The organism is Sediminihaliea albiluteola (genome assembly GCF_014077625.1).
In the GTDB taxonomy this organism is placed as follows: Bacteria; Pseudomonadota; Gammaproteobacteria; order Pseudomonadales; family Halieaceae; genus Sediminihaliea; species Sediminihaliea albiluteola.
On sequence record NZ_JACFXU010000017.1, the window covers coordinates 330850 to 344492 of the forward strand.

At 55.3% G+C, this 13643-nt stretch carries 12 protein-coding genes; 5 read left to right on the forward strand and 7 right to left on the reverse strand.

The genetic code is table 11. From position 1 onward, the window contains the following. The first annotated feature begins 7 nt into the window (after positions 1-7). Positions 8-1066, forward strand: coding sequence for a DUF2333 family protein (locus tag H2508_RS13325; protein ID WP_182174677.1), 1059 nt, complete (start codon positions 8-10; stop codon positions 1064-1066). 12 nt (positions 1067-1078) lie between these two features. Here H2508_RS13325 and H2508_RS13330 read toward each other — a convergent pair whose 3' ends face one another. Continuing rightward, positions 1079-1420 carry a pentapeptide repeat-containing protein gene (locus tag H2508_RS13330; RefSeq protein WP_182174680.1) on the reverse strand — a complete coding sequence of 114 codons (342 nt, stop codon included), beginning with the start codon at positions 1418-1420 and terminating at the stop codon, positions 1079-1081. A gap of 96 nt (positions 1421-1516) precedes the next feature. Here H2508_RS13330 and H2508_RS13335 point away from each other — a divergent pair, with 96 nt between their 5' ends. Beyond that, positions 1517-3877: a DNA polymerase II gene (locus tag H2508_RS13335; RefSeq protein ID WP_182174683.1), complete on the forward strand. Its 2361-nt coding sequence runs from the start codon at positions 1517-1519 to the stop codon at positions 3875-3877. Position 3878: 1 nt separating this feature from the next. On the opposite strand, the gene H2508_RS13340 is transcribed toward H2508_RS13335, so the two are convergent. Further along, a complete protein-coding gene (locus H2508_RS13340) occupies positions 3879-4880 on the reverse strand; it encodes an adenosine kinase (RefSeq protein WP_182174686.1) in 1002 nt (333 codons plus the stop codon). A gap of 85 nt (positions 4881-4965) precedes the next feature. Here H2508_RS13340 and mrcB point away from each other — a divergent pair, with 85 nt between their 5' ends. Beyond that, positions 4966-7275 carry a penicillin-binding protein 1B gene (mrcB, locus tag H2508_RS13345; RefSeq protein ID WP_235965345.1) on the forward strand — a complete coding sequence of 770 codons (2310 nt, stop codon included), beginning with the start codon at positions 4966-4968 and terminating at the stop codon, positions 7273-7275. After that, complete coding sequence (locus H2508_RS13350) at positions 7275-7727, forward strand: tetratricopeptide repeat protein (protein ID WP_182174689.1); 453 nt, start codon at positions 7275-7277, stop codon at positions 7725-7727. Before mrcB ends, H2508_RS13350 begins: the two co-directional genes overlap by 1 nt. Before the next feature lie 33 nt (positions 7728-7760). Here the strand turns inward: H2508_RS13350 and H2508_RS13355 are convergent, their stop codons facing one another. After that, positions 7761-9239 carry an ATP-binding cassette domain-containing protein gene (locus H2508_RS13355; protein WP_182174692.1) on the reverse strand — a complete coding sequence of 493 codons (1479 nt, stop codon included), beginning with the start codon at positions 9237-9239 and terminating at the stop codon, positions 7761-7763. Between the two features lie 107 nt (positions 9240-9346). Between H2508_RS13355 and H2508_RS13360 the strand changes: the two genes are divergently transcribed. Further along, positions 9347-9961 (forward strand): NUDIX hydrolase, encoded by a 615-nt coding sequence (locus tag H2508_RS13360; RefSeq protein WP_328799376.1) that lies wholly within the window; start codon positions 9347-9349, stop codon positions 9959-9961. A gap of 46 nt (positions 9962-10007) precedes the next feature. Here the strand turns inward: H2508_RS13360 and H2508_RS13365 are convergent, their stop codons facing one another. The 4 genes from H2508_RS13365 to H2508_RS13380 all read right to left on the reverse strand — a co-directional run bounded on the left by H2508_RS13365 (position 10008) and on the right by H2508_RS13380 (position 13636). Next, positions 10008-10643, reverse strand: coding sequence for a delta-aminolevulinic acid dehydratase (locus tag H2508_RS13365; RefSeq protein ID WP_182174695.1), 636 nt, complete (start codon positions 10641-10643; stop codon positions 10008-10010). A gap of 4 nt (positions 10644-10647) precedes the next feature. Further along, a complete protein-coding gene (gene hemB / locus H2508_RS13370; RefSeq protein WP_182174698.1) occupies positions 10648-11658 on the reverse strand; it encodes a porphobilinogen synthase in 1011 nt (336 codons plus the stop codon). A gap of 14 nt (positions 11659-11672) precedes the next feature. Then, complete coding sequence (gene hemL / locus H2508_RS13375) at positions 11673-12953, reverse strand: glutamate-1-semialdehyde 2,1-aminomutase (protein ID WP_182174701.1); 1281 nt, start codon at positions 12951-12953, stop codon at positions 11673-11675. Between the two features lie 263 nt (positions 12954-13216). Continuing rightward, positions 13217-13636 carry a CopD family protein gene (locus H2508_RS13380; protein ID WP_182174704.1) on the reverse strand — a complete coding sequence of 140 codons (420 nt, stop codon included), beginning with the start codon at positions 13634-13636 and terminating at the stop codon, positions 13217-13219. Positions 13637-13643 lie beyond the last annotated feature (7 nt).

The window sequence follows — 13643 nt, forward strand, 5'->3', positions numbered from 1 at the left end:
AACACTTATGAATCAAAGCGACCTAGAAACAAAAACCACTCTCCGCGACCGCTGGATGGACTGGCGGGAGGGAGATTCCAGCAAGCAGTGGTGGAAGTGGCCACTGAGCCTACTGGGACTGTACTTGCTAATCACGATCTTGCTGGGAATGTACTGGAGTTTGACGCCTGCTCGCTTTGATGTGGCCGAACAAGCTTCTCAGTTAGCGGCTGAGCACGGCGGTAAGGTAGTGACTGGCTCGGTTACCACTGCGGCATTAATTGGGGTCATGGAAACGTTGCTGGAAAAACCTGGCGGCTATCTACACAACGACATTTTTCCGCCGGGTCTGTGGTTGGATAATATCCCGAGCTGGGAGTTTGGCGCACTGGTGCAATCGCGAGATTTGGCCCGCGCCATGCGCGAAGTGCACAGTCGTTCGCAATCCCAGTCCACTGAAGATAAAGATCTCGCCGAAGCAGAGCCGCGTTTAAACTTCAGTTCTAACAGCTGGATGCTGCCTGCCTCTGAAAAGCAGTACCGCGAGGCACTCAAATATACTCGCTCATACCTAGTGCGCCTATCGGACGACAATGCCAGCGATGCACAGTTTTATGCTCGCGCTGACAACCTGCGCTATTGGCTGGATACGGTTGACTCGCGCTTGGGCAGCTTGTCACAGCGACTCAGTGCCAGTGTGGGGCAGCGTCGTTTCAATACCGATTTGGCCGGTGACGAAAGCGCTGTGCAGGCCACTGGCGGGCCGGGTGAGATTGAAGTGAAAACACCTTGGCTGGAAATAGACAATGTGTTCTATGAGGCCAGGGGCGCAGCTTGGGCGCTCATTCACTTTCTGAAAGCGGCTGAACTCGATTTTGCTGAGGTTTTGCAGAAAAAGAACGCCACCGTGGGCCTGCAGCAAATCATTCGAGAGCTGGAGGCTACCCAGGACACCGTGTGGAGCCCGATGATCCTCAATGGCACAGGCTTTGGCACTTTGGCCAACCACTCACTGGTGATGGCGAACTATTTAAGTCGGGCTAACGCCGCCATCATTGATTTGCGTGAGCTGCTGGCCAAAGGTTAAGCGCTGTTCGCCTTAGCGCTTGTAGCGTAAGCGGGTGCCGGTATCGAGCGACAGCCGAATTTCCTCAGCGCTGAGCTCTGCTGGGAAGTAGGTCCCTGAGAGTTTGGCATCGAGTAAGCTGGCACCTTCTAGATTGGTGTCGCGGAAATCGATGCCAGACAAATCGGCATTGCGGAAATAGGAGTTGCTGAAATCCAGACCAGCGGCATTCATATTGCGCAGGTCGCGTCCGCGGTAGTCGCCGCTTTTCAATTCATTGGTGTCGAGCTTGTCCCGCTGCTCGTTGAAGCCCTTGATGTCTTCATTGCGCAGGAATTGGTAGAGGGGGTCTTGCTTGATGAAAGGCTTACTCATCGATTAATCGTCCATACTGTCGGTTGTTAGGTTTGAGCGTTGAGTGCGACGCTGAAGCATAGCACAGCACAGTGCTAGTAAATCCCGAGGTAAAGTTTGACCCCACAAACCCGCGAAGGTTTTCTGCTGACCAGAACTTGGCGTGACACGGCTGTGGGCCTGGAGCTGGAATACTGGTTTGCGACGGACTCTGGGCCGCTGTGCCTGACCGTCACCGGTGAGCGAGCGGTGTTTTTTCTGGCTGCTGAGCAGGGTCAGCGCGCGGCACAGGCCCTAGCAGGCGAGCCGGGTTGGGAATTGCGGCCCCTTAAACTGCGTGATTTTAATATGTCGGCTGTGCTGGGGCTTTATTGCACTAGCTACCGTCAAGCTAGGCGCTGCGTAGATTGCCTGCAGGCCGCTGGTCTGGAGCCCTTGGAGGCAGATATCAACCCTGCCGAGCGCTTTTTGATGGAGCGCTTTATCCGCGGGGCAGCCCAGTTAAACGGGCACTTTAAGCAAGACAAAGCTGTGTGGCGCAGCCGCGATGCGAGCTTGCGACCCTCGGCCTACCGCCCCGCTTTAGCGGTCATGTCTTTTGATATAGAAACTGCCATGACTGGCCTGCAGTTGTTTTCCATTGGTATCCACATGCAGGTCGGTGATCAGCACTTACGCCGGGTGCTGATGTTAGGGGAAGGTGCCCAGCAAGATTACGTGAGTACTGTGGCAACAGAGCGCGAGCTCTTGCTGGCATTTTTAGACTGTGTCGCAGAGCTCGATCCCGATGTGCTGATCGGCTGGAATGTAGTGAATTTCGACACCTGGTATCTGCAGCAGGTGGCAGATAAGTACGGCATGGTGCTGACTTTAGGGCGGGACCGGCGAGCGCTGCACTGGCGCAAGCTGGATGAGGATGGCGAACGGCGCAGCGCTCAAATGCCCGGACGCATTCTCCTCGATGGTATCGAGTTGCTGCGCGCTGCTTTCTACAGTTTCGAGAGCTATTCACTCGATCACGTAGCAGGGGAGCTGCTAGGGGCCGGTAAGTTGCTGCAAGGTGGCGAGCGAGGAGAGGAGATTGCCCGGCTTTTTCATGAGGATAAAACCGCACTGGCGGCATATAACTTACGTGATTGTGAGCTGGTATCAGAAATTTTTGAGCAAACGCGTTTGCTTGATTTTGCCCTTGCTCGCAGCGCCATGACCGGACTGAATATCGATCGTCTCGGTGGCTCAGTGGCGTCTTTTGATAACCTCTATTTACCCCGCCTGCACCGCGCGGGTTATGTCGCCCCCAATGCGAGTGTCGATCAGGTATCAAGCCCTGGGGGTTATGTCCTTGACTCTCAGCCGGGGATTTATGAGCAGGTCTTGGTGCTGGATTTCAAAAGCCTCTACCCGAGTATTATTCGCACTTTTGCAATCGACCCACTAGGGTTGGCTCGCGGCCTTTCAGGGGAGCTGAGCGAGAGTGACACCCTCTCGGGTTACCTCGGGGCCACTTTTGCCCGCCACGAACATATTTTGCCTGCACTGATCGGTGAATTATGGGCTCTTCGGGACAGTGCTAAAGCTGCTGATGACGGCCCTCTATCGCAGGCCATTAAAATCATCATGAATTCTTTCTATGGGGTGCTGGGCTCCGCGGGCTGCCGTTTTTTTGATGCGCGTTTGGCCAGCTCTATAACCCTGCGTGGCCACGATATCTTGCAGCGCACCCGAGACCGCATTGAGGTCTTGGGCCACAAAGTGATTTATGGCGATACCGATTCGGTCTTTGTCTGGGTGCAGCGAGCTTCATCTACTGCCGCTGCTCAACAGGCCGGCCGGATGCTACAGCGGGAGCTGAACCAGTGGTGGCAGGCAGAAATTCAGCGGGAGTATGGCGTGGCGAGCTTATTAGAGCTGGAATTTGAAACCCATTACCGACGCTTTTTAATGCCCACTATACGCGGCTCCGACAAAGGCAGTAAAAAGCGCTATGCCGGACTAAAGGTCACTTCAGAAGGCGAACAACTGGTATTTAAGGGTTTGGAGAATGTGCGTACCGATTGGACCTCCTTGGCGCGAAGTTTTCAGCAAGAGTTGTATCGGCGGATTTTTGCCGATGAGAGCTACCGTGATTACGTGCAAGAAGTGACGCGCTCGGTGCTGGCGGGGGAGCGTGACCAGGAGCTAGTGTATCGCAAACGCTTGCGGCGCAAGTTGGCAGACTATCAGCGCAATGTGCCGCCCCATGTGCAGGCAGCGCGTTTGTGTGCAGAGCGCGGCTTGCCAGTGCCAGGGCGGGGCGACTGGGTATCTTATGTGATAACCCGAGCTGGCGCGGAGCCAGCTCAGCGAGCGCTATCGCCTATTGACTACCAATACTACGTAGATCGGCAATTGCAGCCGGTAGCCGACGGCATTCTAAGTTTTGTCGGGACTTCATTTGCGGCCCTGGTGGGGCCGCAAATAGCCTTGTTTCCAGCCTGATTTAGCTGCCGAAAAATTCTTCGCGCAGAGCTGGGTAGTCTTGAGCCGGAAGGCGTGGGCCGTATTGTGACACCACGCGGCTGGCAGCTAGACTGGCAAAAGCGCCGGCGCGAGCGTAGCTCTCGCCGCGGCCGAGTGCGTATAAAAATGCACCAGCAAACATGTCACCCGCACCATTGGTATCGAGTGCTTTGGTGGCGTGGGCGGCAATGACTTCCTGCTTCTGGCCATCAAACGTAATGGCGCCTTGGGCACCGCGGGTCACTACAAAAGTGCGCGCTATGGCTTTGAGCGCAGTAATGGCCTCGTCCAGTGACTCGCTCTGGGCCCAGCTGGTAGCTTCATCTTCATTGCAGAACAGCAAGTCAATTTTGCTGCCAATTATCTCCTGCATGCCGTCGTGGAAAAACTCGACTATGCCCGGGTCGGAAAAGCTCAATGCTGTTTTAACACCGGCTGCCTCGGCGAGCTCTCTGGCACGGATAGCTGCAGCGCGACCCGTCGCTGAGGTCACTAAATAGCCTTCAAGGTAGATATATTCTGAGTTGGCGATGGCATCGGCATCGAGCTGCTCGCTTGATAGGCTCTCTGAAATACCCAAAAAGGTATTCATACTGCGCTCTGCATCAGGGGTGATAAGGACTAGACACTTACCCGTGGTGCCCGCGCTGCGCTTGCCCTTGAGGCAGTGATCGACGCCGGCGGCTTCCAAGTCGGCTATATAGGTATCGCCATCGCTATCATTGGCCACTTTGCATGACATGAAGGTTGGACCACCAAACTGGGCGGTAGCAATCATGGAGTTGCCGGCACTGCCTCCACTGGCGTGATTGGCGTGGATGAGGTGGTCTTCGAGCATGCTCTGCAGCTCGGCTTGCCGAGCCTCATCGACTAGCGTCATTAAGCCTTTTTCAACGCCCATGGCCTGTAGATCTTTGTCATCGACCTGGATTTCCTTGTCCACCAGTGCTGCGCCGATGCCATATACCCAGTATTTCTTCATAAGTCGGTAGTCCCTTTTCTGTCAGGCCGCTATTATCCTCATCCCTTTGCCAATTGAAAGCAGCACTGCTGTACACTCGCCCAATATGTCGAAAAAACGCCGTCCCGCCAAAAAAGCTTCAGCCTCACAGTCGCGCATGTGGGCAAAAACCCGTCGTCCCCTACTGAAGTTTGTGATCGCCGCCATGCTGGGCTTCGCCCTAGTAATGGTCTATCTGGACGTGAAGATCACCGCGACTTTTACCGACAAAATGTGGGAGTTGCCGGCCAAGGTCTATGCTCGCCCCCTGGAGTTATTTGTCGGCGCTAATCTATCGACGGAGGACTTCGCCTACGAGCTAGATGTGCTGGGCTACCGCAAGGTCACTACAGTGCGCGCTCCGGGGCAGTTGCGGCGTCAAGGCAATACTTTTGAGCTCTATACGCGGGGCTTTGCCTTTCCTGGTGAGCGGGAGCCGGCGCGGCGAGTACAAATTGTGCTAGGCGGCGACAAGGTCCGCAGCATGAACTCAGGGGGCAGCAGGGTCGATTTGCTGCGGCTTGACCCGGTGCAAATCGGTGGCATCTACCCCTCCCATGGGGAGGATCGTATTCTAGTGCGTTTAGAGCAGGTCCCAGATACCTTGCGCCAAGCCTTACTCGCAGTTGAAGACCAAAACTTTTACCAGCACTGGGGCTTTTCCATCACTGGGATTGTGCGTGCCGCACTGAGTAATTTTAAGTCGGGCTCGGTGGTAGCTGGTGGCAGTACCATTACCCAGCAATTGGTAAAAAACTACTACCTGACACCTGAGCGGACCTATATCCGCAAGCTTACCGAGCTGTTGATGGCGATCCTGCTGGATTTTCATTACAGCAAAGAGCAAATCCTCGAAAGCTACATGAATGAAGTGTATCTCGGGCAGGAAGGGCCGCGGGCAATACATGGCTTGGGCCTGGCTTCTCGACACTACTTTGGCACTTCACTAGAGCAGCTGGGCCTGCATCAGCAGGCTTTACTGGTCGGCATGATTAAGGGGCCATCGCTCTACAACCCTTTGCGCAACCCAGAGCGTGCTCGCGAGCGCCGTAACCTAGTGCTAGATGTCATGGTTGAGCAGGAGGTTATTTCCAGCGAACATGCCACGGTAGCCAAGGCCATGCCCCTTGGCCTCAATAAGCAAACTCGGATTCGCGATACCTTTCCGGCCTATTTGGATTTAGTGCGCCGTCAATTGCGTCAAGAGTACCGCGAAGAAGATCTGACCACCCTGGGCTTGAATATTTTCACCAGCTTCGACCCTATTTTGCAGCGCAAAGTGGAGCGCAGCGCCAGTACGGTACTGGAGCAGCTAGATAAAGGCGGGGACTTAGAGTCGGCCACGGTCGTCACGCGTTTCGATACCGGCGATGTGGTGGCTTTAGTTGGCGGGCGAAAAGTGCGTTACGCGGGCTTTAACCGAGCCATAGATGCCAAGCGGCCAGCGGGCTCCCTGCTTAAGCCAGCAGTTTACTTGGCCGCTCTCGAGCAGCCTCGTCGCTATAGTTTAGCTACGCCACTGGAGGATACTGCACTAGAAATTGCCGAGCCTGATGGCGGGACTTGGTCGCCTCGCAACTTTGACCGTCAAGAGCACGGCAAGGTCTTACTGCACCGCGCCTTGGCTCAATCCTACAACTTGGCCACCGCGCGTTTGGGCATGGACCTGGGAATCGACAATGTCGTGGATATGTTGCAGCGCCTGGGTCTAGAGGGTGATATCCCCGCAGTGCCTGCGCTGACACTGGGGGCAGGTGCTTATTCGCCCTTAGATATGGCGGTGATGTATCAGAGTATTGCCGCTGGAGGTTTTCGTATGCCACTGCGCAGTATCCGCGATATCGTGGATGCCAATGGCGAGCCATTGCGGCGTTACCCCTTGGAATATGATCGCACGGTGAGTCTGCAGGCAGTTCATCTACTGCACTACGCCTTGCGCGAAGTGGTGCGCGAAGGCACCGGCCGTGGTGTCTATCGTTATTTGAATGATGATTTTGCCGTGGCGGGAAAAACGGGCACCACCAATGATGGCCGCGACTCGTGGTTTGCTGGCTTTTCTGGCGATTTATTGGCTGTCACTTGGATTGGCCGCGATGATAATGGTGGTACTGGGCTTACCGGCAGCTCGGGAGCTTTGAAGGTATGGGCGCACTTTATGGCCCGAGCGAGTCAGCGCCCTTTAGGCTATCGCATGCCCGACCAAGTCGCGCCGCAGTGGATTGATGACAGCAATGGCTATCTGAGCGCTGAAGGTTGCCCTGATGCTCGCCTGATGCCCTTTATTAAGGGTTCTGAGCCTAAGCGTCGGACTAATTGTTCGCCGCGTAGCAATGGTATAAAAGACTGGTTTCAATCCCTTTTTAGTGGAGATAGTTGATGCTCAACTTCGCATGTCTGCGTCGTATTGCAACGGCCGCGCTGATTCTTAGTTTAGCGGGCTGTTCGATCTATAGTGCACCCGGTGGTCAGCCCGCCCCGGTGGAAACACGCGAGCCCTCCGTTCCGGGTGAATCTGTGCCGCAAGCGCCGCGGCCGCCTTCGACGGTCGAGACAGTGCCGCAAGCTGCCGAGCCACGGGCTAGCGATGCCTATGGTCCGCTGCTAGCCAAAGCTGATCAAGCCCTGGCCGGTGGCGACTATGAAAGTGCATTGGCCTTACTCGAGCGCGCTCAGCGGATCGACCCTAACAGTGGCGAAGTCTATCTGGCTCTAGCCGAAGCCTATGCTGCTAAAGGTGATTTGCGGCAAGCCCGAGCGACAGCTGAACGCGGCATGTTGTACTGCCACAGCAATAGCGAGTGCGCAAAGCTGCGCGCCTTTTTGAAGTGATTGATCAGGCCGAGTTGCAACTCGGCCTGCTTGTTAGCTTTCTCGGCAGAGCAGCTCAAAGCCATCAGCCTTTGGTTCAAAGCTGAGGAACTGGTTGATACAGCGCGGTATATCCGCGGCGCTATGACTGACAAAAATAATCTGGGTGTCAGTGGCTGAGGCGATATGGTCTATGGCACGCAGCATCAGTTGCCGGTGGTGGGCATCTAGGCCCAGCGTGGGCTCGTCTAGAATCAGAATCGCCGGCGCTTTGACCATCGCCCGGGCCAATAGAACCATGCGCTGCAAACCGAAGGATAGGGCGTCAAAGCGCTCTCCGCGGTACTCTCCCAGACCCAGTGCATTTAGCCAGTCCAGCGCAGTATGGCGCTGGGCATCGCCCCAGTTGTCGTATAAGCCGATACTGTCGAAAAAGCCAGACAGCACAACCTCTACAACGCCCATGCGCTGCTTGAAGTTAAGGTGTAGCTGGGTATCGAGCAGGCCAAACTTTTGCTTGATGTCCCAGACACTTTCACCTGAGCCACGGCGGATGCCAAATAGCGTCACATCTTGACCGTAAGCCTTGTGGTTGTCCCCGGTAATTAAACTCAGCAGGGTGGTCTTGCCACAGCCATTCGGGCCAGAAATCAGGCAGTGTTGGCCGCGCTTAAAGCTCCAGTTGATCTCATTGAGGACTGTCAGTTCACCGTAGCGGACAGTGACATTGCGCAAATCCAGTAGCGGCCCATCTTCTGGCAGTGTGTAAGGGCGCTCAGCGGGGGGCGGCAGCTCGGCGAGCTCTGGCAGGGGCGGGTTCATCAGGGCCTGTACACTGGGCATGGCTAATACGCTCTCGCGCCTACCCTGAGTGAAAATTTTGCCCGCTTCTAGAACCAGCAGGTGGCTGACATCTGCTGGTATATCTTCAAGGCTGCGACAGAGCAGTAGGATTGAGGTCGGCGATGCCAGAAGCTCTGCGATAATATTTTGCATTTCTGCCTGACTGTTCTTGTCCAGGCCATCGAGTGGGCTGTCGAGAATCAGTAGTGCCGGCTTGCTGAGTATGGCGCTAAGTAGCAGGGTTTTACGCATCTCACCGGTAGAGATATAACGCAGACCGCGCTCTAAAATATGGGCGATGTTGAGCCGCTCCACCCAGCTTGTGAACAGTGCGTCGGGGCTGCGGCCGGCCAGAATAAGATCCTTGACCCGAGTACCGGGGTCCTGGGCGTCGGGGCGAAACTCAGAGTCATCGAGCCGCTGGTCTCGCTCACAGAGTGCCTTGGCTTGCTCGAAGCAGACATAAGCTACTCCCGATGCTTGTAGCGCTGGGCCGCGCTGCATATCGCCCGAATAATGCTTGGCCTGACCGCTAATGATGCGTGCCAAACTCGTTTTACCCGCCCCGTTGGGGCCGACGCAGGCCCATTGTTGTCCCTGTTCTAGTGTCCAGTTGATATCTGCCAGGGCCGGCAGCGCACGGTAAACAAGATTGACTTGGCTCAGTTGTAATAAAGGTGATGTCGGCATGGTTTCTCTGTTTAGCAGTGATGAAGACGGATGGCGGACTTGTATCCCCGCTACCGTGCTGGCTTAATTCCTGACTTGCTTAGCAAGTCACTGATGATGGTGTTTCTGTGCCTGTATCTCTGTTGCATCTTATTGAACATCGCCTGAGCGATCATCGCGCGGGCCGCAAACGTTTGCGTCGTCTGCGGCAGCGCTCCGCTGTGGCCATTATTCTCAGTGTGCGCGAAGGAGAGTTGCATATTCTAATGATCAAACGCGCTGAGCGGGAGGGGGACCCTTGGTCCGGGCATATGGCCTTTCCTGGTGGACGTATGGAGCCGGATGATGCTCACGGCTATGCGGTGGCCCACCGAGAGACCGAAGAAGAGATTGGTGTTCATTTGGATGATTGCGCTCGCTGCATTGGGCGTCTATCGGATATCACCGCGGGTCCCCGTGGTGTTTTAGGCATGTTTATCAGCCCCTTTGTATTTTGTTTAGAAAAACCCGTGGAATTTAGCCCTAACTACGAAGTTGCTGAGGTAGTTTGGGTGCCCTTAGAGTTTTTAATGGATAGCTCAAAGCGCGAGACCATGGTCTGGAAGCGCAGGGGCCTCAGTATGGAGCTACCCTGCTATATCTATAAAGGGCGCCGCATTTGGGGCTTGTCGCTGATGATGTTGGACGAATTGATGGACCTAGTGGAAGGTCGCAATCCGCAGCGCAAGCTGTGGCGGCGCTAGTAGCTAGGCCTTTGGGTCTGTGTGCTATAAAAAGAGCTAAGCAAACTTAGTCTTCCAATAAGATGCTGGGGTCCTGACCTCGCAGGAAAGCCTTGGTGTCTAGCATCAGCTGCTTGACCGCGGGGTCGGCTTGGCTGGCTTTGAGCAGTGCAGCTTTATCAATGTCTCCTTGGACATAGCGCTCAATGACATCGAGTAATACCGGAGTCATCTCCGGCTCGCGCACCCAGCGCGGGGCATCCACTAGATTACCACTGACCCAGTCGCCGGCACGGCTCAACCAGTAGCCCCCGCATACCGAGAGTTCGTAGTCGCCAACGCGACCGTAACTGATATTGGGGGTGTTGGGGTTAAAGCCGCCGGGTACCAGCTCATCAATCCGGTGTAAGGCCATTAGCCACTGGCTGCCAATGGGAAATGTTTCAACCTCTGGGCGGCAGTAATCACCAGCCTTCAGCCAGATACGGACCTCGTCAAAGTCTTGGCCGCCGCGCAGTTCTCGGTCCACGTTTAGGTCAATGGAGTTACCGTTGCGGTCGATAACGGCGCCAGCCACAATCAAGTCGGCCTCGGCATGAACTTGGTCAAAACTGCCCCGCCATAGGCACTCGCAGTCGGCCGCGGCGCTTGCTGAGAAAGCAGCAGCGGCACTTAGAGCAAGGGCTGTTAACAAAAGGCGCATACTTTTACTGCTGTAGTGTGCGAGCGGCTGCCATAGCAAAGTAGCTGAGAATGCCGTCACAGCCGGCGCGCTTAAAGGCCATCAGTGACTCCAGCATGACCGGCGTCTGTTCCAGCCAGCCCTGCTCAAAGGCCGCCATGTGCATCGCGTACTCGCCGCTCACTTGGTAGGCAAAGGTAGGCGCTTGTAGCTCCTGCTTTACTCGCTGCACGATATCAAGGTAGGGCATGCCCGGTTTTACCATGATCATATCGGCACCTTCCTGCAGGTCTAGGGCACACTCGTGGAGTGCCTCATCGCTGTTGGCAGGATCCATTTGATAACTGAATTTATTGCCGCCTTTAATATTGCCCGAAGAGCCCACCGCATCGCGGAAGGGACCGTAGTAAGCCGAAGCGTATTTGGCGGAATAAGCCATGATCAAGGTATTGTAAAAACCGTCATTCTCGAGCTGGCTGCGGATAGCGCCAATTCGGCCGTCCATCATGTCTGAGGGGGCCACCACATCGGCACCAGCAGCTGCGTGCGAAAGTGCCTGTTTTACCAGCACTTCAGAGGTCCTATCGTTGAGCACATAACCTTGCTCGTCGATGATGCCGTCCTGACCGTGGGTGGTGTAAGGGTCGAGCGCGACATCGGTAATAACGCCAAGTTCTGGCACGGCGTCTTTGAGTGCCTTGACGGCAGTGGCGACCAAGCCATTGGGATTGTAGGCTTCTTCTGCAAGCAAGCTTTTTCGCTCAGCCGGCACTACAGGAAATAGTGCCAGAGCAGGGATGCCTAAGTCGAAGGCTTCACGCGCTTGTTTAATCAGCAGATCGACACTGAGCCGTTCAATGCCGGGCATCGAGGGAACGGCTTCGCGCTGGCCGCTGCCCTCCAGTACAAACACTGGGAAAATAAGGTCGGCGGGCCTCAGCGTGCTCTCGCGCACCAGGCGTCGAGAAAACTCCGCTGCGCGCAGGCGCCGCATGCGGGTATGGGGAAAGGCGCCACGTTGGCTAGTAAATGTCATGAAAATCTCCCTGGCTATAAGCGAGCGAAAGCGCTCTGCGCTGCAGCGATAGTGGCCTCGATGTCGGCATCGCTGTGTGCGGCCGACATAAAGCCAGCTTCATAGGAAGCTGGGGCAAAGTACACCCCTTGCTCAAGCATGTAATGGAAAAACTGATTAAAGGCAGTGATGTCACAGGCCATCACTTGGCTATAGTTGCTCACTTGTTTTTCGCTAGTGAAAAAGCTGCCGAACATGGTGCCGGCTGAGTTAGTCGTGAAAGGCACGCCAGCTGCACGGGCCGCTTGTTCCAAGCCTTCACAGAGCTTGGCGGTGCGCTTGAATAGCGGCTCATAAAAGCCCGGCGCTGAAATAATATCCAAGGTCGCTAGCCCCGCGGCCATGCACAGGGGGTTGCCGGATAAAGTGCCAGCTTGATACACCGGTCCTAGAGGCGCAATGCACTCCATAATTTCCCGCTTACCACCGAAAGCGCCGACCGGCATGCCGCCACCAATGACTTTACCCAAGGTGGTCAGGTCGGCCTCTATACCGTAAAAGCCCTGGGCGCCTTGTAAGCCAAAGCGAAAGCCAGTCATGACCTCATCGATGATGAATACCGCGCCGCTTTCCGTGCAGACCTCGCGCAGCGCTTCTAAGAAACCTGGCAGTGGTGGAATGCAGTTCATGTTGCCGGCCACTGGCTCGACAATGGCGCAGGCAATTTCGGCACCGTGCTCGGCGAAAGCTTTGCGCAAGCCATCAATGTCATTGTAAGTGAGAGTTAAGGTGTGATCCGCCAGCGCTGCTGGCACACCGGGAGAGCTAGGTACCCCCAAAGTCAGCGCGCCGGAGCCGGCCTTGACTAAGAGTGAGTCTGAGTGGCCGTGATAACAGCCCTCAAACTTGACGATCTTATCTCGCCCCGTATAGCCACGCGCTAGGCGGATGGCGCTCATCGTAGCTTCCGTGCCCGAGTTCACCATGCGAACTAAGTCCATGGTGGGCATGATATCGCACAGGCGGTCCGCTAACTGTGTTTCTAGCTGCGTCGGAGCACCGAAGCTCAAGCCTTTCTCGCACTGCTTGATAACCGCTTCTCGAACTTGGGGGTGGTTGTGTCCCATCAGCATCGGGCCCCAGGACAGCACATAATCGATGTAGCGTTTGCCCTCGTAGTCAAATACATAGGCACCTTCACTACGATCGATAAATACGGGGGTGCCACCTACTGCTTTAAAGGCTCGGACCGGAGAGTTCACTCCGCCTGGAATATGCTTTTTAGCTTGTTCGAAGAGTTGCTCTGATGTGGACATGGCTTTCCTGTAAATGGAGTGCGCAAATGTGTACGCAGTAAGTTGAGTTCGCTAATTAAGGTGCTGGCTTGTTTGAGCCGCTAGCGGCCCGCTCAGGCGCGGATGATAAGCGCCAGCCTACAGCGCTGTACTTAGGGCCTGTTGCCGCGGCGCCTAAATGAACCCTCATTAAAGACAGTTCGCGCCGCTGTTAGCTATAGGCTGGAGATTATCCGTGTTGGCTGCAGGAATATCTACCCAGTGATTTGTTTACAGTGTGCGCGCTAGAAGGGCTTGAGCACCACCAGCAGAACAATCCCAAATAAAAACAGCACTGGCACCTCATTGAAAAAGCGGTAAAACACATGGGAGTGCGAGTCCGTATCGTCATTCACTGCCCGCACATAATGGCCGCACTGTACATGGTAGACAATGAGGGCTGCTACTCCGGCAAGTTTTAGCCACAGCCACTTAGCCTGCAGATAGTAATCGGGGTTGGTGAAAATCATGGCCAGCCCAAAGCCCAGTGCCAAGTACATCATCGGCGTGACAAAACGATATAACTTACGCGCCATCAGCGCTAGTTGGCTGCGGGTTTGGGTATCCTTACTGGCCGCGAAATACACCAAAATGCGCGGCAGATAAAATAGCCCCGCAAACCAGCACACCACAAATATAATATGTAAGGCCTTTAGCCACAGCATAAATAAC

Coding starts and splice junctions, on each gene's coding strand:
- H2508_RS13325 (WP_182174677.1), top strand. CDS start 8: ATGAATCAAAGCGACCTAGAAACAAAAACCACTCTCCGCGACCGCTGG.
- H2508_RS13330 (WP_182174680.1), bottom strand. CDS start 1,420: ATGAGTAAGCCTTTCATCAAGCAAGACCCCCTCTACCAATTCCTGCGC.
- H2508_RS13340 (WP_182174686.1), bottom strand. CDS start 4,880: ATGAAGAAATACTGGGTATATGGCATCGGCGCAGCACTGGTGGACAAG.
- mrcB (WP_235965345.1), top strand. CDS start 4,966: ATGTCGAAAAAACGCCGTCCCGCCAAAAAAGCTTCAGCCTCACAGTCG.
- H2508_RS13350 (WP_182174689.1), top strand. CDS start 7,275: ATGCTCAACTTCGCATGTCTGCGTCGTATTGCAACGGCCGCGCTGATT.
- H2508_RS13355 (WP_182174692.1), bottom strand. CDS start 9,239: ATGCCGACATCACCTTTATTACAACTGAGCCAAGTCAATCTTGTTTAC.
- H2508_RS13365 (WP_182174695.1), bottom strand. CDS start 10,643: ATGCGCCTTTTGTTAACAGCCCTTGCTCTAAGTGCCGCTGCTGCTTTC.
- hemB (WP_182174698.1), bottom strand. CDS start 11,658: ATGACATTTACTAGCCAACGTGGCGCCTTTCCCCATACCCGCATGCGG.
- hemL (WP_182174701.1), bottom strand. CDS start 12,953: ATGTCCACATCAGAGCAACTCTTCGAACAAGCTAAAAAGCATATTCCA.
- H2508_RS13380 (WP_182174704.1), bottom strand. CDS start 13,636: ATGCTGTGGCTAAAGGCCTTACATATTATATTTGTGGTGTGCTGGTTT.